This is a genomic window from Nonlabens sp. SY33080 (assembly GCF_011784885.1).
Taxonomy (GTDB): domain Bacteria; phylum Bacteroidota; class Bacteroidia; order Flavobacteriales; family Flavobacteriaceae; genus Nonlabens; species Nonlabens tegetincola.
Genome location: NZ_CP050461.1, coordinates 290,459 through 310,115, shown reverse-complemented (window position 1 = coordinate 310,115; position 19,657 = coordinate 290,459). Strand labels below are relative to the sequence as shown.

At 35.8% G+C, this 19,657-nt stretch carries 13 protein-coding genes; 12 read left to right on the top strand and 1 reads right to left on the bottom strand.

The features are described 5' to 3' along the window. Positions 1-22 precede the first annotated feature (22 nt). From HCN53_RS01405 to HCN53_RS01395, 3 genes are read left to right on the top strand one after another with little or no spacing between them, the layout of a single operon-like run. Positions 23-541 carry a plasmid pRiA4b ORF-3 family protein gene (locus tag HCN53_RS01405; protein ID WP_167341761.1) on the top strand — a complete coding sequence of 173 codons (519 nt, stop codon included), beginning with the start codon at positions 23-25 and terminating at the stop codon, positions 539-541. 3 nt (positions 542-544) lie between these two features. Then, positions 545-1,603 carry a nucleoid-associated protein gene (locus HCN53_RS01400; RefSeq protein WP_042278402.1) on the top strand — a complete coding sequence of 353 codons (1,059 nt, stop codon included), beginning with the start codon at positions 545-547 and terminating at the stop codon, positions 1,601-1,603. A gap of 4 nt (positions 1,604-1,607) precedes the next feature. Beyond that, complete coding sequence (locus HCN53_RS01395; protein ID WP_060522813.1) at positions 1,608-1,793, top strand: hypothetical protein; 186 nt, start codon at positions 1,608-1,610, stop codon at positions 1,791-1,793. Here HCN53_RS01395 and HCN53_RS01390 read toward each other — a convergent pair. Continuing rightward, positions 1,790-2,845, bottom strand: coding sequence for a hypothetical protein (locus HCN53_RS01390; protein WP_042278399.1), 1,056 nt, complete (start codon positions 2,843-2,845; stop codon positions 1,790-1,792). The genes HCN53_RS01395 and HCN53_RS01390 overlap by 4 nt on opposite strands. A gap of 57 nt (positions 2,846-2,902) precedes the next feature. On the opposite strand from HCN53_RS01390, the gene HCN53_RS01385 reads away from it, so the two are divergent. The 9 genes from HCN53_RS01385 (at position 2,903) to HCN53_RS01345 (ending at position 19,313) form a co-directional block, all read left to right on the top strand. Next, positions 2,903-3,796, top strand: a complete 894-nt coding sequence (locus HCN53_RS01385; protein ID WP_167341760.1) for an ABC transporter ATP-binding protein — start codon at positions 2,903-2,905, stop codon at positions 3,794-3,796. A 10-nt stretch (positions 3,797-3,806) separates the two neighbouring features. After that, positions 3,807-4,652: an ABC transporter permease gene (locus HCN53_RS01380; RefSeq protein ID WP_042278397.1), complete on the top strand. Its 846-nt coding sequence runs from the start codon at positions 3,807-3,809 to the stop codon at positions 4,650-4,652. Between the two features lie 32 nt (positions 4,653-4,684). Next, positions 4,685-7,954, top strand: coding sequence for a T9SS type B sorting domain-containing protein (locus HCN53_RS01375; protein WP_167341759.1), 3,270 nt, complete (start codon positions 4,685-4,687; stop codon positions 7,952-7,954). 21 nt (positions 7,955-7,975) lie between these two features. Then, a complete protein-coding gene (locus HCN53_RS01370; protein ID WP_167341758.1) occupies positions 7,976-10,027 on the top strand; it encodes a gliding motility-associated C-terminal domain-containing protein in 2,052 nt (683 codons plus the stop codon). 13 nt (positions 10,028-10,040) lie between these two features. Continuing rightward, the gene (locus HCN53_RS01365) at positions 10,041-12,950 is read left to right on the top strand and encodes a gliding motility-associated C-terminal domain-containing protein (RefSeq protein WP_167341757.1); all 2,910 of its coding nucleotides are present in this window, start codon (positions 10,041-10,043) and stop codon (positions 12,948-12,950) included. A 242-nt stretch (positions 12,951-13,192) separates the two neighbouring features. Beyond that, positions 13,193-13,660, top strand: a complete 468-nt coding sequence (locus tag HCN53_RS01360; protein ID WP_082586886.1) for a MarR family winged helix-turn-helix transcriptional regulator — start codon at positions 13,193-13,195, stop codon at positions 13,658-13,660. Between the two features lies 1 nt (position 13,661). Further along, a complete protein-coding gene (locus HCN53_RS01355; protein ID WP_167341756.1) occupies positions 13,662-16,070 on the top strand; it encodes a 3-hydroxyacyl-CoA dehydrogenase/enoyl-CoA hydratase family protein in 2,409 nt (802 codons plus the stop codon). Between the two features lie 108 nt (positions 16,071-16,178). Then, positions 16,179-17,372: an acetyl-CoA C-acyltransferase gene (locus HCN53_RS01350; RefSeq protein WP_085774448.1), complete on the top strand. Its 1,194-nt coding sequence runs from the start codon at positions 16,179-16,181 to the stop codon at positions 17,370-17,372. A gap of 129 nt (positions 17,373-17,501) precedes the next feature. Next, positions 17,502-19,313, top strand: a complete 1,812-nt coding sequence (locus tag HCN53_RS01345) for an acyl-CoA dehydrogenase family protein (protein WP_167341755.1) — start codon at positions 17,502-17,504, stop codon at positions 19,311-19,313. Positions 19,314-19,657 lie beyond the last annotated feature (344 nt).

Genomic DNA, 19,657 nt, shown 5'->3' with positions numbered 1-19,657 from the left:
TGAAGCCCTTTAAAAGTTACACATGATTTATAAAATTAGAGTGATACTAGACAGCGCCGATGATGTTTTGAGAGATCTTGAAATACCAGCAACTAGTACACTAGAAGACTTTCACAATATCATTCACCAGTCATTTCAACTTCAAGGTGATGAGATGGCTAGCTTTTATGAAACCGACGATGAGTGGAATCAAGGGCAAGAATATTGCCTATTTGATATGAGCGGTGGTATGGAACCTGTCAAGAAAATGGAAGACACCACTATAGATCAGGCATTGAGTAAACAAAAACCCAACCTTATCTATATCTACGATTTTTTGAGCATGTGGACCTTTATGATAACTCTTGTTGATATAGATCAGGCCGAGGATGGTGAACAATACCCTAGAGTACTTTTTGCAATGGGAGAATTACCAGATGAAGCACCAGATAGAAATTTTGAAGCTGATCCTAGATTTGATAACGATCTAGACGATGATGACCTCAATGATGATGAGGACTATTATGATGAGGAATCTTTTGATGACTATGAACTTTACTAGTATATGATTAATCTTTACAATACACGTATAGAGGACCTAGCGATTCATCGTATAGGTAACAAAAATAAAGGCGAACTGCTTTATACTTCTTCAAAATCTACTCTTTTAGATGATGAGATGCACTCATTATTAAAAGAATATTTCTTAAAGCCATTTCGTAGTAAAGAAGAAGCTTATTATAGCTTTTATCATGATACTGATCTCGATTTTCATGATATGTACGCTTTCGCGAAAGCGATATTCTCAACACCTGCAATCCTGCTAGATAAAAGTAAGGAAATTGCAAAGCACCTTTATGAGCAGTCGGTTCATCCACATATACGTAGCGGTGAGTTGTACGTGTGTTACTTTGACAATGTAATGGTAGATAATCAGAAAACGGATGCCATCGGTATATTCAAAAGTGAACTTAAACAAGACTTTTTACAGTTTGAAGAAGGCGACATTGAACTGGAAATGATCCTACAACAAGGTGTTAATCTTAACAAACTGGATAAAGGAGCTATCATTTTTAATGTTGCAGAAGAAAACGGATACAAAATTTTAAGTGTAGACAGCAATCGATATGATGCAAAATATTGGCTAGAGAGCTTTCTAGGTGTGGACGTTTTTGAAGATGAAAACTTCTTTACTAAAAAGTACTTGAAGTTTTGTCAAGACTTTGCCAAAGAGGTCGTACTTCCTGCAGAGGATAAAAAGGAAGAGGTGATGTTTTTGAATAGAGCTGTTAACCACTTTGCAAAAAATGATAATTTTGAAGAAACAGCCTTTTTAAATGATACCCTTGAAAATCCAGAATTAATACCTGAGTTTAAGAATTTTAAGGTAGAAAAGGGACCAAAGTATAGTATTGAAGATGTATCAGAGTTTCCTATATCAAATACCGCTGTTACACAAGCGCGTAAAGGAATCAAAAACGTGATTAATCTTGACACTCATGTGCAAATAAAAATGGATTTTACTAATCCTGATAGCGCTGAGAAATTTATAGAAAAAGGCTGGGACGAAGAAAGACAAATGTATTACTACCTAGTGTACTTTAATAGAGAGGAAAAGAAATAATCACATGAGAGCAAAGGCACCACTTTTAATTCTCTTGATTGCGGCACTTGCTTTTGCAATCCTCAATGTTACCAAAATCAACTATGCAGATCTAAGCTGGTCTACTAATCAAAATCCTTTTTTAGGTATTGGATTATCTGTGGCGGTAATTTTGCTTACTTTAATAAGATTGAGAACCTCTACACGCTAGGTTTTGTAGTTTCTAACTACAAAGTCTAGCGCAGTATTTAACACACCACCCATTGTTCTTGATTTTTTAAACTTTATATCACCAGTAAAGTTGTGCAAATCAGCTTTTAATGATTTAAGCTTCGCCTTGGTCGTAATTTCATCCTGCTTCATGCATTTCATGAGTTGCCTAAAACGTGTTTGAGTATTTGTCAATCGTTTGGCAATTAAGGATCTTTCTTCTTTCCTATACTGTTCTACACTTTCTAATTTAAGATGCTTGCTCACATTATCCACCATAGGAAAATTCTCTTTGAAGAATTGAGGTCTATAAACTTTTAAATTTCCTTCATAGGACTGTTGATCAAAATCTATAGCTCTTATGGTAAAACTTACTCTATCAAAATCATGGGTAGGAATGACCACGTAGTTGTAAGCACGCATGTCTCCTAACAATCTAATAGTACATCGTTCATTGAATTTCACAAACTCTTTAGCTATTTGAGTTTTTTCTAAACGATCACAACGTTCCAGATAATCCTTAATAAATTCATCACCTGGAATACCAGCAATATGCTCTTCAATCAAAGTGTCGTCGTGCACCAAAAAGCTTATACGGTGTGGTGATAACAAGTGTTCAATTTCTAGCCCGTATACCCTACTTGCATCGGCCTTTTTTACATAGAAATAAGTGAAACTGTCGTTTAATACATTACGTACTTTGATTCTAAAGGGTTTTGTATTACCAAAGGTGCAAAAGTCAATGGCATCTATGTTTAAATAGTCCAAAGTTTTGTCTTTCCCATCACTGTATAAAATATCATAAACTCTTTTAAGGTAATTATCTATCATATCACGCTCATGATCTGGATAATAACATCGTACCCATAATGTATCTTCATCATCTTTATTATAAACACTTATTGAACCTTGAAATCTGAGTAAATCGTCATAGGAAACTGGAATATTAGTATACCTATGATATTTTTTCACATACCCAAATAGAGCGTCGTCTATGGGATAAGTAGGCTTTTTACGTGATAATAATTTTTCTGTAGCTATATTTTCGCTCATTGTTTGTTACAAATCAATTTTTTTTCAGTCAGATAAAATAACCAAAATAACTTCTATATGAAAAACATTCTTGAAGTAAATCACCTTCATAAAAATTACGGAGCGCTTACAGCAGTAAATAAAGTCTCCTTTAAAATAGAGAAAGGTAACGTTTATGGTATACTAGGCCCAAATGGTAGCGGTAAAAGTACTACCTTGGGAATGGTCCTTAATGTTGTAAATCCAACAAGTGGCTCATACAAATGGTTTGACGGTAGCATGTCTACCCATGATGCATTAAAAAAAATAGGCGCTATTATAGAAAGACCTAATTTTTATCCATCAATGAATGCTGTGCAAAATTTAAAGTTGGTTTGTAAAATTAAAGGTGTTGCTTATGATAGAATAGATGAAACACTTGAGTTGGTAGGTTTGCTTTCGCGAAAGCATAGTCCCTTCAAAACCTATTCTTTAGGTATGAAACAAAGACTTGCAATAGCGAGTGCTTTATTGAATAATCCAGAAATTTTAATTCTAGACGAACCTACTAATGGTCTGGATCCTCAAGGAATAAGACAGATTAGAGACCTTATAAAACATATTGCAAAATCTGGCACTACCATTTTGCTCGCCTCTCATTTATTAGACGAGGTTGAAAAGGTTTGTTCTCACGTTATTGTATTACGACAAGGCAACATGCTGTATCAAGGCAGAGTTGATCAGATGGTTCAAAATCACGGTTCTATATTCTTAAGTTCTGAAAATATTGCTCAATTACGTAGTTTTCTAAATGAAAAATCCTTTGTCGCAGAATTGATTGAACAGGATAGTCTACTAGAAGTAAAACTATCCAGTCCGGTAACGACAGCCCAAATCAATAAAGAGGCTTTTGAAAAGGGTATTGTTTTAACTGAACTTGCCTTTAAGAAACAAAGCCTAGAAGATCAATTCCTAGAATTAACCAAAAACTAACCAATAGAATATGTTACGATTACTCGATATAGAATTTCACAAATTCAAACACAGTAAAAGCAGTAAGGTTTTAACCATTATTTACCTAACGATTATTGTGGTTTTAATGCTTACCGGTATTATTCCCATTACTATAAATGGTGAAAAATATGCTCTTAGCGATTTAGGTCTTTTTAATTTTCCCCTAGTATGGCATTTAAGTACATATTTTGCTAGTTTTCTAAAAGTCTTTATTGCGATTGTGATAGTTTCACTTACTGCAAGTGAGTACAGCAATAGAACACTCAAACAAAATCTTATCGATGGATTGAGTAAAAAAGAATTGTTGTTATCCAAGGTGTATTTCACTATTGTACTAGCTATTACCGCCACAGTTATCGTCTTTTTGGCATCATTAATACTTGGATTAATTTACTCTGATTTTGATGAACCATCAATAATATTTTCTCAAATGGGTTATCTAGGTGGATTTTTTCTAGCTCACTTAGTCTTTTTCACCTTCTGCCTATTCGCGGGAATTTTGGTGAAACGTGGTGCCTTTGCACTAGGGCTGGTATTTGTTTACTACATATTTGAAAGTATTATTAATGCAGTTGCAAAAGGACTGGATACCTACTATGATTGGAACATCTACGATGGTTACCTTGTTCACATACTTCCTTTAAATGCCATGAGTAATTTAATCAAACAACCTTTTACTAAGATTGACTTGGTCAAATCTACCACTAGTCAAATTCCTATAGAAGGTCTAGAATTTACTTACGATATTGAATGGTTAGACATAATCTCAGTACTTATATGGTCTGGACTGTTTGTCTATTGGAGTTTTGCCTTATTAAAGCGCAGGGATTTGTAAAATATTAACGTTTTGGATGTTATTTTAGCGGGATGAAATTGAAAAATATTTATTCCGCTTTTTTTATTGTGCTATTTTTATTTATAAACACCAGTGTTTATGCACAATTAGAAGCTTCAAATTGGTATTTTGGATTTAATGCAGGTTTACGATTTGATCCTGTTTCAAATACAGTTACTCCTTTAGTTAATGGACAGCTCAGTACAAATGAAGGTTGCGCGAGTATAAGCGACGCACAAGGAAACCTCTTATTTTATACGGATGGTATCACTGTATATGATAGAAATCATGGAGTAATGCAAAATGGTAATGGACTTTTAGGAGATCCGTCAAGTACTCAAAGTGCGATTATCATACCCAAGCCTCAAGATTCTGACATTTACTACATATTCACAGTTGATACTCAAGTAGGTGGTGATGCTAATACTGGATTTCACTGGTATGAAGTGGACATGTCTTTAAATCTAGGACAAGGTGCTGTTACCACCAATTTAAATACTCCAAACAATCTTTTACGTAGAACCTCTGAAAAACTTACCGCTATTAATCATGCGACCAATGATGAGATTTTTATTATCGTTTATGCAAATCAAAACGGTGCAAGTGGAAACTTTAATACCTTTTACACTTATAAAGTGACTCCAACTGGTGTTGATCCAGTTCCCGTAAGGTCTACCTTTACAACCTCAGTGACAGACCCTAGAGGTAACATCAAAGTATCACCAGACGGACAATATTTAGTATCCTGCAACATGGTAGGTGGAACTTACATCTATGATTTTGATCAGACCACTGGTGCCTTGAGTAATGAGAGACGATTCAATTTTGCTTCAAGCGACAACCTTGGTTATGGTGTTGAATTTTCTCCAGATAGTAGTTTACTGTATATCTCAACCTTAAATAATGCTTCAGGAAATAATCCTACCGCTTATTCAACGTCATTGTTTCAATACGACCTTAATGCACCTAATATTCCAGGATCAGAAATATTATTAGACACAAGGCAAGGTTACCGTAACTCTATGCAATTAGGGATTGACGGGAAAATATATAGAACCACTTCAGACACCTATGATAACGGGAGACCTTTTTTAAGCGTCATTAATAATCCCAATGTAAGAGGTACTGGTTGTAATTTTGTGGCCGACGCAATTCCACTTTCTGGGCGACTGTCTACACAAGGTCTTCCTCCGTTCATTCAAAGCTTTTTTGCACTAATTGATGTTGAAAATACTTGTCTAGGAGACACGACAGAATTTACATTTGAAACCGATAATTTACCTGATAGTGTTCTTTGGGATTTTGGAGATGGTAACATGTCGTCCCAAACCATAGGGACCAATGTTTATACTACACCTGGCGTATATCAAGTTACGCTTACTCTAACTACTGGTGGTGCATCTAGAACATATAGAAAAACAGTAGAGATTTTTGATTCTCCAACTGCAAATAATGTTGTAGATCAAGATATTTGTGATCTAGACAATAATGGGAACGAAACTTTAGACCTAGATACAGATGTGACTCCTATTATTTTAGGAACTCAAGATGCCACGACTTTCAACGTAAGGTATTTTACGAGTCAACAAAATGCGATTGACAATGTAAATGAATTATCAAGTCCATATACCGTTAATGCTCCTTCAGAAACTATATATGTTCGTATCTATAACCGTAATAATACAGAATGTTTTGACACGACCTCATTCGATGTTAATATTTTTCAACAACCTGTAATTCAAGCTGTTCAAGATATTGAAGTTTGTGATGACGATTTTGACGGAATTCAACAATTTGATCTCACCTCTATTAACGCTTTAATACTCGGAAATCAAAGTAGTACCGATTTTGAAATTACTTTTCATACTTCACAAGGTGATGCAGACTCAGGATCCAATCCAATAAGCAGTCCATACACCAATAACACTCCGTTTTTAGAAACAGTTTATGTGAGGTTAGAAAATAGAAACAACACTACCTGTGCAGATACTTCTCAATCTTTCAATCTTATAGTGCAAGACAAACCAGAAGCTATTGATTTTGACGCATTTCAATGTGATGAAGATGGTATTCCTGATGGAAGAACTACCTTTAGTTTTGATAGTTTTAGCGATGCTATATCAAACAATGCAAGTGATGTTACAGTTTCCTACCACAGTACACAGTCCAATGCAGAATCAAATACCAATCCATTAAACACAACAAGTTACACTAACACTACTCCTGCCGAGATAGTTTACGCACGTGTAACTAATGATGTGACAGGTTGTTATTCAACATCTCAAGTTACATTAAGAGTAAGTGCAAGCGATGCGCAAGACACCACTTTACAAGCATGTGATGACCTATCTAATGATGGAATAGCAGATTTTACACTAACCCTAGCCGATAGCGATGTTTTAACCAACGCTCCAGCTGATGTTACAGTGAATTATTACGAAACTAGAGATGATGCACTTACAGAGCAGAATCCGTTAACCAGTCCGTTTACCAATACGACACCCTTTTCACAAACCATTTTTGCCAGAGCCGAATCTCCTGATGGAAACTGTTACGGAATTAGTGAAGTAGAACTTACAGTAAATGCACTTCCTAATATTGAACCACAGGCATTATTTGAATATTGTGGTAATGATCCACAACCGCTCTCAATAGATGCAGGTCTCATCTCTGGAAATCCTGATGATTTTACTTATTCATGGAGTAACGGTGAGACTACAAATGAAATACTCGTTTCAACTGGTGGAGATTATACGGTAACCGTTACTAATGCCGAAGGCTGCTCATCGCAACGTATAGTTACAGTAGTAATAAGTGAACCAGCAACAATTGATAATTTAATTATCAATCATGCCGGTACTAATAGTTCAGGATCTATGGAGGTAGTAGCTAGCGGATTAGGTGATTACGAGTACAGTATTGATATTTTAACTCCTTATCAGGATAGTCCGATCTTTACAGACATTGAACCAGGCTTTTATACCTTATATGTACGAGATAAAAACGGCTGTGGTGTAACTAGAAAAGATTTCAGTATTGTGGGATATCCTAGATTTTTCACACCAAATGGTGATAGTTTTAATGATTACTGGCAATTAATAGGTGTTAATACTGTGTTTGAACCTAATTCCACAATATTTATCTACGATCGATTTGGAAAATTATTAAAACAAATCTCACCAGAAAGTGTAGGCTGGGATGGAACATTTAACGGTAATCCTCTACCGTCTAGTGATTATTGGTTCACTGCGACACTTATGGATGGTACGCAATTTTCTAGCCACTTCTCCTTGAAAAGGTAAAAAAGGCTATCTTTAAATGCTATGAAACAGCATTTATCCTTTCTACTTATTTGTTGTTGTTTCGCTTTCGCGAAAGCGCAATTACAATCTAACAATTGGTATTTTGGTATTAACGCTGGTATTAATTTTAGTAACAACACCGTTACCGCTCTCAATGATGGTCAACTAGTTACAGGAGAAGGTTGTGCCACAATATCTGACAATCAAGGAAACCTTCTATTCTATACTGATGGAAGTGTAATCTATGACCGTAATCATAATTTAATGCCTAATGGTACAGGACTCAAAGGTAATTCCAGCAGCACCAGTAGCGCGATAATTGTACCACAACCAGGAAGTTCAACTAGGTTTTATGTTTTTACGGTAGACACGGATGACATCTTATATCGCAATAATGAAGGATTCTTTTATTCCGTAGTAGATCTAAGTTTGAATAATGGTGATGGTGATGTTATCACCACTGAAAAAAATATAAATTTACTAGCTCTTACGTCAGAGAAACTTACTGCAATTTCTAATTCAAGCGGTACAGGTTTTTGGGTAATTACTCAATTCGAAGACAAATTCTTTAGTTATGAATTAACATCTAGCGGATTAACCACAACACCTGTAGTATCTATAGTTTCACCGTTTATAGAGCTTGTAAATACAAATCTTACGAATATTGACGTTGCTGCAATGCGAGGCTATATTAAGGTAAACCCTAGAGGTGACAAATTAGTAGCTGCTCATTTTTCAAATAATACTTTATCAGATTTTTCAAATACCACTACCCTATTAGAAGCACGCAGTATCGCCTACACGAACGGCGGAGAATTATACCTGTATGATTTTGACAATTCCACTGGTATAGTATCCAATCCACAACCGTTAATGACCAAAGCCGATGGAGGTTCCTTTTACGGTGTAGAGTTTTCAAGCAATGGTCAATTTTTATATGCCGAAGTCGATTTTATGAATCCATCAACTACTCAAACTTTTGAATTTGTTAATGGTCAAATACTACAATTTGATTTAACATCAAATAATATAGCAAATTCAAGGACAGTTGTTTATGAAGATAATTTAGTGACCTTTAGAGGAGCTTTACAGCTAGGTCCAGATAACAAAATTTATCACAGTCGGATTAATCAAAATGCGCTTAGTGTAATCAATACTCCTAATTTTTCTGGTATCTCGGCCGATTATAGATTTAATGATTTTCAGTTATCGCAAAACTCGTTTGCGATATACGGATTACCGATATTTGTCCAAAGTTTTTTAATTTCAGGAGAAATAGTAGCTGAGGATCATTGTTTTGGTGAAAATCATTTATTTACCGTTCAAACTTCAGCTCAAATTGATAGTATTACATGGGATTTTGGCGATCCTGCAAGTGGAATAAACAACTCATCTATCAATCTTAGCCCTACACACACTTTTTCTCAAGTAGGTACTTTTATAGTACGAGTAACCATTCAAACGCCTACTCAAACAATTGATTTAGAAAAAGAAATACAAGTATATCCAAACGTAGTTATTAATAGCATTCCTGATCAAATAACTAAATGTGATGAAGGTTTTGATACAGCTTCATTTGATCTAAGCGAAATCGCTGATCTAATTTCGACTAGAAGCGATCAAATCGTTTCCTTTCATACCTCAAGGGAAGATGCGACAAATGGAAGTAACATTATAAATAGTAATATGATTTATAGAAATGTTTCCAATCCTGAAAGTATTTTTATTAGAGTCGAAAACGACAATTGTTTTAACATTTCTCAACTGAATTTACAAGTAGAAAACTGTCCAATAGAGGTGTTTAACGTGGTAACGCCTAATAACGACGGATTAAATGATACGTTCATCGTTTCTGGGTTAAAAAATGTTTATGAAAATCATAAAATTTCTATTTTTACTAGATACGGTCAAAAAGTATGGGAAGGAGAAAATAACTCTGCATCTTGGGATGGAACAAGTAATGTTGGACTTACCTCGACCACAGGTTTGCTACCTACAGGGACATACTTTTACGTGATTGAATTAAACGAACCAAACACAAAGCCACAAGCCGGCTATGTATACTTAAGATAACTTGAAAAACAACATGAAAACAATTTACTCTTTATTACTCTTAATTTTTGTAAGTACAACCATGCTTGCCCAAGAAGAATCCTCATGGTGGATCTTTGGAGATCAAGCTGGTGTAGAATTCACTCCAAACCCTCAAAATCGTTCACTAGATCCAGCAGTAGCTACATCTGGATATGATACGGATGAAGGTGTTGCATCGATTTCAGATGATTCAGGAAACCTTTTATTTTTTACAGACGGAATCACAGTATGGAATAGAAATGGTAACATTATGCCTAACGGTACAGGTTTAGATGGTAACTTCTCTAGTACCCAAAGTGCCATAATCGTAAAAGCTCCAGAATCACCTGGAGTTTATTTTATTTTTACGGTAGGTGCTGGTGGTAATGGCCCTTTATCATACTCTAGAGTTGAAATGTCTCTTAACGGTGGATTAGGAGATGTTGTTGCCGGTGTTAAAAACGTAGTACTTATCCAATCCTGTGCAGAGAAAGTAGCTGCTACTATTCAAACAGGTAGTAATAATGCCTATGTAATGACCTTTGCTGAAAGTAATGCCACTTCAACTGTAAATGGTACTGGTAACTTTAACGCACTATTTACATGGGAAGTAAGAGGTATTCCAGGTCCTAATGTTTCATTTGTATTCCCAAATCCTGTTTTACAACAAGGAAATGGAAACCTTCCATACTATTCAGTTCCAACTGCATCTTCTAGTGCAGACAGAGGACAACTTAGAGTAAGTCCTGATGGTACAAAGCTAGTAATCTGTAACCAGAATAGCTTTAATGGTTTTGAAGGTACTGTTTTGTACGACTTTAACCCAGGAAATGGTCAATTTGGTGGAAATGGTTTAGTCCTTCATAACGGTCCTGTTTATGGAGCAGAATTCTCTCCTTCTTCTCAGTATTTGTATCATGATGAAAGTAGCACCTACGGATTTAATGGAAATAAAAAGATCTTTCAATACGAGTTGTGTGATGCTAATAATATTCTAGCAACCAAAAGAGAAATAGCTGATGTTTCAGAAGGGAGATCTACGTTACAATTAGCTCGGGATGGAAATATTTATGTTGGTCGTTTTGATCAAACAGAATTAGGAATGATAGTAGGGCCTGAAACTCCTACCGCAACCTATAATGCAAACGGATTTGACATCAGCCCTGGTGTATCAAAACAAGGGTTACCTGTATTTGTTCAATCTAGTTTCTCCAGTTCTTTCACTCTTAACGATCAGTGTCAAGGTGATGCAACTGAATTTCTTTTAGCTTGTTTACCACAGGTAGCAGCAAGTACATGGGATTTCGGTGATGGTAATACAGCGAGTGTTACAGGACCTGTTGCTGTATACAATACCTATGCTTCTGCAGGAACTTATGTAGTGAGTGTAAACGTGACTAACGTTTCAGGAGATACAAGAAACTTTACTCAAGAAATTACCATTTATGAAAATGGAATCGTTGATCCTATTGATACTACATTACTTAACTATTGTGATGATGACGCTTCAGGTAGTGAGATTGTTGACTTAAGTCAGTTCACAGCAGATGTTTTAGGTAGCCAAGATGCTACTACATTTGATATCACTTACCACGCAAATCAAACCGATGCAGATGCAGGTGTAAATGAATTACCATTGAATTTTGATGCTCCTTTAGGAACTACAACAATTTGGGTAAGGATAGCAAACAATACCTCACCTATTGACGATGGATGTAGTGCTATTGATTCATTTGATTTAATGGTAAGTCCTACTCCAGCAATCAATCCGATACCAGATTTTGAAACTTGTGATGATATTTCACAAGACGGAATTGAAGATTTTGATCTTGCTTCATATTTACCTACCATACAATCAGCTGTAAGTACTTCATTCAATGTTACCATTACCTTACACCCTACTCAAATGGATGCAGATACTGGCATGAATGCTATTGACACATCTGTCGCTTACACCAACACAACTAGTACTGAAACCATTTATGTAAGAGTTGAGAACGACGTTGATCAAGACTGCTACAGTACTGCTCAATTTAATCTGGTAGTTTTAAGCGAGCCTACAATCGGAACTCCTATGAATATAGAAGTGTGTGACGATGCTCCTTTAGACGGTAGTTCAGACTTTGATCTAACAGAACAAGATATTGAAGTAGATCCAAATGGTCTAGGTTCAGTAAGCTATCATGCTTCACAAGGAGATGCTGAAACTGGAGCTAATCCATTATCCTCGCCATATATTGTAACTGGAACTCAAACAATTTATGTAAGATTGACTGACTCAAATGGTTGTTCAAATACTACACAGTTTGATATCTCAGTTTTAGATGCTCCAAGTATTGGTCAACCTCAAGATCTTGCAAATATCTGTGATGAAAATAGCTCTTTAGATCAAAATACATTTGATTTATCAGTACAAGATGATGCTGTGCTTAATGGTAATGATCCAGCTAATCACATCGTTAACTACTATGAATCTCAAGCAGATGCTGAAGCTGATTCTAATGCATTAGGAACAAATTACTCAACGCCTTTTCAGGCCGGTGTTACTACAGGAACTCTTTTTGCACGCTTAGAGAATATACAAACAGGTTGTTTCAATGTAGTTGCATTTACAATAATTTTCGAAAGATGTGAAATCATTTTTCCAGAAGGATTCTCACCAAATGATGATGGAGTAAACGACACATTCTCTATTCCAGGACTAGCAGAACAGTTCCCTAATTTTGTATTGAAGATTTTTAATCGTAATGGAAGTATGATTTATGAAACGTCAGCAAATAATTATGAAGAATTTGCAGGAATACCAAATAAAGGTTTACTTGCTGGCGATGGCCTAGTACCTGTAGGAGTATATTTCTATACTATTGAGTATAATGATCCTGATGAAGAAGATACAGCTAGTTGGGTTTATATCAATTACTAACAAAGAATTTTAAGTAAACGACTCTTTAAAGCCTCTGATTATAAAAAATCAGAGGCTTTTTTATTTATCGAACTTTTATAAACTTAAAGTCAGATATTTAACTCTAAAATTGAGCTAATCAACTTGAGTATTATTAAAATATAATTAGTAATTTTATGTTTATTCAAACTACTATAACGATTGAAGTTTTTTGTTAATTTATTATGCGTGCATAGTAAAATGTTTTATCTTGCGGTCTATTAATGAGTATGAGACATAATAAAACAATAGATTATATTTTAAGAGCTACCTGGATGTCAGTGTCTAAAATGTACAACGAACAAGCCGCAGTAAAAGGCAGTACAATGGCTACAGGTTTTGCTTTAATAAGTATAGATCCCGAGAATGGAACTCCTAGTACAGCCTTAGGTCCAAAGATGGGAATGGAAGCGACATCATTATCTCGAACACTTAAAATGATGGAAAACAAAGGACTTATTGAAAGGAAAAAAAATCCAGAAGATGGTCGTAGCGTTTTAATTCATTTAACACCATTCGGTAGGGAAATGAGAGAATTTTCTAAATCCGTTGTAAAAACCTTTGACAACCACATACGTGAGGAAATTGAAGAAGATAAACTAGAAACATTTCTAGAAGTAGCTTACCGAATAAATGAAATAGTTAATTCAAAAAAGATATTTAAAAATCAACCCTTTTTAGTTAGAAAGTAATATGGGAAAAAGAAGAATCAAACATGTAACCGTAATCGGTTCTGGAATCATGGGTAGTGGAATTGCCTGTCACTTTGCCAATATTGGCTGTGAGGTATTATTATTAGATATTGTTCCACGAGAGCTTACAGATAAAGAAAAAGCTAAAGGTTTAACCCTTGAAGACAAAGCTGTACGTAATCGTATGGTAAATGATAATCTTGCTGCTGCAATAAAAAGTAAGCCAGCTCCTCTGTATAATAAAGCTTTTGCAAATCGTATTTCGACAGGAAACCTAGAAGATGATTTGAAAAAAATCTCAAATACAGATTGGGTAATAGAAGTTGTTGTTGAGCGATTGGATATTAAAAAATCTGTTTTTGAACAAATTGAAAAGTACCGTAAACCTGGTACCTTAATAACCTCAAACACTTCTGGAATTCCAATTGGATTTATGAATGAAGGTCGTAGTGAGGATTTTCAAAAGCATTTTGCAGTAACCCACTTCTTTAATCCTCCTAGATATTTAAAATTATTCGAAGTAGTTCCAGGACCTAACTGTGATCCATCAGTTACGGATTTTCTTATGGAGTACGGTGAAAAATATTTAGGAAAAACGTCAGTATTAGCTAAAGATACACCAGCATTTATTGGAAATAGAATCGGAATTTTTTCTATACAAAGTCTATTTCATACAGTAAAAGAAATGGGCCTTACAGTTACAGAAGTAGACAAACTTACCGGTCCTGTTATTGGACGTGCTAAGTCTGCTACTTTTAGAACAGTAGACGTAGTAGGATTGGATACGTTGGTACACGTAGCAAACGGAGTCTATGAAAACTGTCCACAAGACGAGCACCGTGACACGTTTAAATTACCAGGTTTCATCAGCACTATGATGGAAAACAAATGGTTAGGTTCAAAAACAGGACAAGGCTTCTATAAGAAAAGTGTTTCAAACGAGGGTAAAAAGGAAATTTTAGCTCTAGATCTAGATACACTAGAATATGTTAAACAGCCTAGAGCAAAATTTGCAACATTAGAGTTAACTAAGACTATTGATAATGTTGCAGATCGTTTTCCTGTTCTGATAAAAGGAAAAGATAAAGCAGGAGAGTTTTATAGAAAATCATTTGCATCACTATTTGCTTACGTACAACATAGGATTCCTGAAATCTCAGACGAGTTATACCGTATTGACGATGCGATGAGTGCTGGATTCGGATGGGAACATGGTCCATACCAAGTTTGGGACGCTGTAGGCGTTGCAAAAGGTGTAGAACTTATGAAAGCCATAGGTAAGGAACCAGCTGCTTGGGTGACAGAAATGCTAGAAAAAGGTTATGACTCTTTTTACACTGTACGCGATGGAGCTACTTACTACTACTCTATTCCTGATAAGGATTACGTTAAGAAACCAGGACAAGATGGTTTTATTATTCTAGACAACCTTAGAGCACAAGCACCAGTATTTAAAAACAGTGGTGTTACTGTTCATGATATAGGTGATGGTATTTTAAATGTAGAGTTCACTTCAAAAATGAATTCGATTGGTGGCGATGTATTAGCTGGACTTAATAAAGCTATAGATATTGCCGAAGACCGCTTTGATGGACTTGTAGTTGCAAACAATGGAGCAAATTTCTCCGTTGGAGCAAATATCGGTATGATATTCATGATGGCTGTAGAGCAAGAATATGATGAGCTTAATATGGCTATTAAGCAATTCCAAAATACCGTAATGAGATTACGTTACAGCAGTATTCCAACAGTTGTTGCACCTCACCAAATGACATTAGGTGGTGGTTGTGAAATTACGATGCACAGTGATATGGCAGTAGCCAGTGCCGAAACCTACATAGGTCTAGTAGAATTTGGAGTAGGAGTTATTCCAGGTGGTGGTGGATCAAAGGAAATGGCTCTACGTGCAAGTGATACTTTCGAAAAGAACGATGTAGAACTTAACCGTTTACAAGAATATTTCTTAACTGTAGGTATGGCCAAGGTAGCAACTAGTGCTTACGAAGCCTACGACCTAGGAATCTTAAGAAGAGGAATTGATCAAGTTGTTGTTAATGACAATCGTCGTATCGCTTTCGCGAAAGCGCAGGCACGCCTAATGGCAGATAAAGGATACACGCAACCTGCACCACGTAAAGACATTAAGGTACTTGGTAAACAAGCATTAGGAATGTTCTTAGTAGGTACAGACAGTATGGAAGCTGGAAAATACATAAGCGAGCATGATAAGAAAATCGCTAATAAATTAGCTTACGTAATGGCTGGTGGTGATTTAAGTGCTCCTACTCTGGTATCCGAGCAATATTTATTAGATCTTGAAAGAGAAGCCTTTTTAAGTTTAACTGGTGAACGTAAAACTTTAGAACGTTTACAGCACATGTTGCAAAAAGGTAAACCGTTAAGAAACTAATTCAATAAACCAGTTTCACAGCAAATTAAAAAATAACAAATGATAGGATTTCAATTAGATAACTTGTTCTCAAACATAAATCTATAATCCTGTTATAATATTAAAGAAATGAACAAGACTGCATATATAGTTGCTGCTAAAAGAACAGCAGTGGGAAAAGCTCCTAAAGGAGTATTCAGATTTAAAAGACCAGATGAACTGGCAGCAGAAACAATTGAAGCTATGCTTAAAGATGTTCCTGCCTTGGATAAAACAAGAATTGATGATGTTATCATAGGTAACGCTATGCCCGAGGCTGAACAAGGACTTAATATGGCGCGTTTAATTTCATTAATGGGATTAAAAATTGATGATGTTCCTGGTGTAACTGTAAATAGATATTGTGCTAGTGGTGTAGAAACTATTGCCATGGCAACCGCAAAAATCCAATCGGGAATGGCAGATTGTATTATTGCCGGTGGTGCAGAGTCGATGTCCTATATTCCAATGGGTGGTTATAAACCTACTCCAGATTACCGAGTAGCAAAAGCCGGTAACGAAGACTATTACTGGGGAATGGGGTTAACTGCAGAGGCTGTTGCAAACGAATTCAAAGTTTCTAGAGAAGACCAAGATGAGTTTGCCTTTAATTCTCATCAAAAAGCTTTGAAAGCACTTGCTGAAGATAGATTTCAAGACCAAATCGTTCCCATAGAAGTAGAGGAAACTTTTATTAACGCTGCTGGTAAAAAGGAAACACGCTCCTACACTGTAAACAAGGATGAAGGACCACGTGCTGATACTAAACTGGAGGTTCTAGGAAAATTAAGACCTGTATTTGCTGCTGGTGGTTCGGTAACCGCTGGTAACTCATCACAAATGAGTGATGGAGCAGCTATGGTTCTAGTGATGAGTGAAGAAATGGTAAAAGAATTAAATCTTGAACCTATCGCACGTATGGTAAACTTTGCAGCTGCAGGTGTTCCTCCTAGAATTATGGGTATTGGTCCAGTAAAGGCTATTCCAAAGGCACTTAAACAAGCAGGAATTACTTTAAATGATGTAAGTATGATTGAATTAAATGAAGCATTTGCTTCTCAATCACTTGCAGTAATCAGAGAATTGGGCCTTAACCAAGATATAGTGAACCCAAATGGAGGAGCTATTGCACTAGGACATCCACTAGGATGTACAGGAGCAAAATTAAGTGTACAATTATTTGATGAAATGCGACGTCAAAATTTAGAGAATAAATATGGTCTTGTAACTATGTGTGTAGGGACAGGTCAAGGAGCTTGTGGTGTTTACGAATTCCTTAAATAAAACAATCATTAAAAAAGTTAGAAGACTGATCTGCTAGGCACAAATTAATATGCTGGGACTAGGTAATCAATTTCAAAATAGATTTGAGTACCATTCATTCTTCTAAGTATCGTAATAAAAAGTAAAAAAATGGCAACAGAAACAACAAATGAAAGCGGTATAATCCGTGGTGGTCAATTTATCGTGAAAGAAACAAATCCACAGGACGTATTTACTCCTGAAGATTTTTCTGAGGAACAAATCATGATGAAAGAGTCGGTAACAGAATTTGTAGACAAAGAAGTTGTACCGCATAAAGAAAGATTTGAAAAGAAAGATTACGCTCTTACTGAAGAAGTAATGCGTAAAGCAGGTGAAATGGGATTCTTAGGTGTAGCTGTACCTGAAGAATATGATGGTCTAGGAATGGGATTCGTCTCAACCATGTTAGTATGTGATTACATATCAGGAGCAACTGGTTCTATTGCTACAGCTTTTGGTGCTCATACAGGAATAGGTACTATGCCTATTACACTTTATGGAACTGAAGAGCAGAAGAAAAAATATGTTCCAAAACTTGCTACAGGTGAGTGGTTTGGAGCTTACTGTTTGACAGAGCCTGGTGCTGGATCAGATGCAAATTCGGGTAAGACTAAAGCTGAACTTACTGAAGACGGTAAACACTACAAAATCAACGGTCAGAAAATGTGGATCTCAAATGCAGGTTTTTGTAACGTATTTGTAGTATTTGCCCGTTTAGAAGATGATAAAAATATCACAGGTTTCATTGTAGAAAATGACCCGTCAAATGGTATTACATTAGGTGAGGAAGAACACAAGTTAGGAATTCACTCCTCTTCTACCCGTCAAGTATTTTTTAATGATTGCCTTGTTCCTGTTGAAAATATGCTGGCTGGACGTGGTGAAGGATTTAAAATTGCTATGAACGCTCTTAACGTAGGTCGTATCAAACTTGCTGCAGCTTGTTTAGATGCACAGCGTCGTGTAATTTCTTTAGCTACTCAATATGCAAATGAACGTGAGCAGTTTAAAACTCCAATCGCAAAATTTGGTGCTATTCGTAAGAAATTAGCCGACATGGCTACAAGTGCTTACGTAGGCGAAAGTGCTTCATATCGTGCAGCAAAAGACATAGAAAATCGTATCCATATTAGACAAGAACAAGGAGATGAATTTGCAACTGCAGAACTGAAAGGAGTTGAAGAGTTTGCCATTGAATGTTCTATTCTTAAGGTAGCTGTATCTGAAGATATTCAAAACTGTAGCGACGAAGGTATTCAAATATACGGTGGTATGGGATTCAGTGCCGATGCACCTATGGAAGCAGCGTGGCGTGATGCTCGTATCTCAAGAATATATGAAGGTACAAATGAAATAAATAGAATGCTTGCCGTTGGTATGCTTGTTAAAAAGGCGATGAAAGGTCATGTAAATTTACTGGAACCAGCAATGGCTGTGGCAAATGAACTTACCTCTATTCCTTCTTTTGAGGTGCCAGATTTTTCTGAGCCATTAAGTGAAGAAATGGATATGATTAAGAAACTTAAAAAAGTATTCTTAATGGTAGCTGGTAGTGCAGTTCAAAAATTTGGAACTGAACTTGAACAACACCAACAGTTACTTATGGCCGCATCAGACATTCTTATTGAGATTTATATGGCTGAAAGTGCTATCCTTAGAACTCAGAAAAATATCGCTAGGTCAAGTGAAGAAGCGCAAAAAGAGCAAATTGCTATGTCTCAGCTATACTTATACAATGCAGTGAAAATCATCCAAAACAGAGCTGAAGAAGGTATCGCAAGCTTTGCAGAAGGTGACGAACAACGCATGATGCTTATGGGACTTAAACGATTTACTAAATATACAAATCTGCCTAATATCGTAGCGTTAAGAAATACGATCGCAGATAAGGTAACTGATAGTAATGCTTATCCTTTCTAATTAGAAAGTTAATTTTAAATGTTGGAAACCGCTATTCTTTAATTAGAAATAGCGGTTTTTTTATCGATGAAATTTTCGTTTCAACTAATTCAATATTTGTTGATTAGTCAAAAAGTTAAGTAAGCTTAAGCGAGATTAGGTTTGGTTAAAGATTATATAATAATTCTAACATAAATAAAAGGTTAACTATTGATTCTCAGTTTGAAATAAGATAATTAAACTAAATTCAATGTTACGCTAGGCCGTCATTTTAATGACGGCTTTTTTTACAATTATTTCATTAAGTGATAGCCTTTAAATAAAGAACACATAAAATTCTTATAACCTAGTAATCAACCCTTTCA

Excerpts from the sequence above, each read along its gene's own strand:
- HCN53_RS01405 (WP_167341761.1), top strand. The coding sequence starts at position 23 with ATGATTTATAAAATTAGAGTGATACTAGACAGCGCCGATGATGTTTTG.
- HCN53_RS01400 (WP_042278402.1), top strand. The coding sequence starts at position 545 with ATGATTAATCTTTACAATACACGTATAGAGGACCTAGCGATTCATCGT.
- HCN53_RS01395 (WP_060522813.1), top strand. The coding sequence starts at position 1,608 with ATGAGAGCAAAGGCACCACTTTTAATTCTCTTGATTGCGGCACTTGCT.
- HCN53_RS01390 (WP_042278399.1), bottom strand. The coding sequence starts at position 2,845 with ATGAGCGAAAATATAGCTACAGAAAAATTATTATCACGTAAAAAGCCT.
- HCN53_RS01385 (WP_167341760.1), top strand. The coding sequence starts at position 2,903 with ATGAAAAACATTCTTGAAGTAAATCACCTTCATAAAAATTACGGAGCG.
- HCN53_RS01380 (WP_042278397.1), top strand. The coding sequence starts at position 3,807 with ATGTTACGATTACTCGATATAGAATTTCACAAATTCAAACACAGTAAA.
- HCN53_RS01375 (WP_167341759.1), top strand. The coding sequence starts at position 4,685 with ATGAAATTGAAAAATATTTATTCCGCTTTTTTTATTGTGCTATTTTTA.
- HCN53_RS01370 (WP_167341758.1), top strand. The coding sequence starts at position 7,976 with ATGAAACAGCATTTATCCTTTCTACTTATTTGTTGTTGTTTCGCTTTC.
- HCN53_RS01365 (WP_167341757.1), top strand. The coding sequence starts at position 10,041 with ATGAAAACAATTTACTCTTTATTACTCTTAATTTTTGTAAGTACAACC.
- HCN53_RS01360 (WP_082586886.1), top strand. The coding sequence starts at position 13,193 with ATGAGTATGAGACATAATAAAACAATAGATTATATTTTAAGAGCTACC.
- HCN53_RS01355 (WP_167341756.1), top strand. The coding sequence starts at position 13,662 with ATGGGAAAAAGAAGAATCAAACATGTAACCGTAATCGGTTCTGGAATC.
- HCN53_RS01350 (WP_085774448.1), top strand. The coding sequence starts at position 16,179 with ATGAACAAGACTGCATATATAGTTGCTGCTAAAAGAACAGCAGTGGGA.
- HCN53_RS01345 (WP_167341755.1), top strand. The coding sequence starts at position 17,502 with ATGGCAACAGAAACAACAAATGAAAGCGGTATAATCCGTGGTGGTCAA.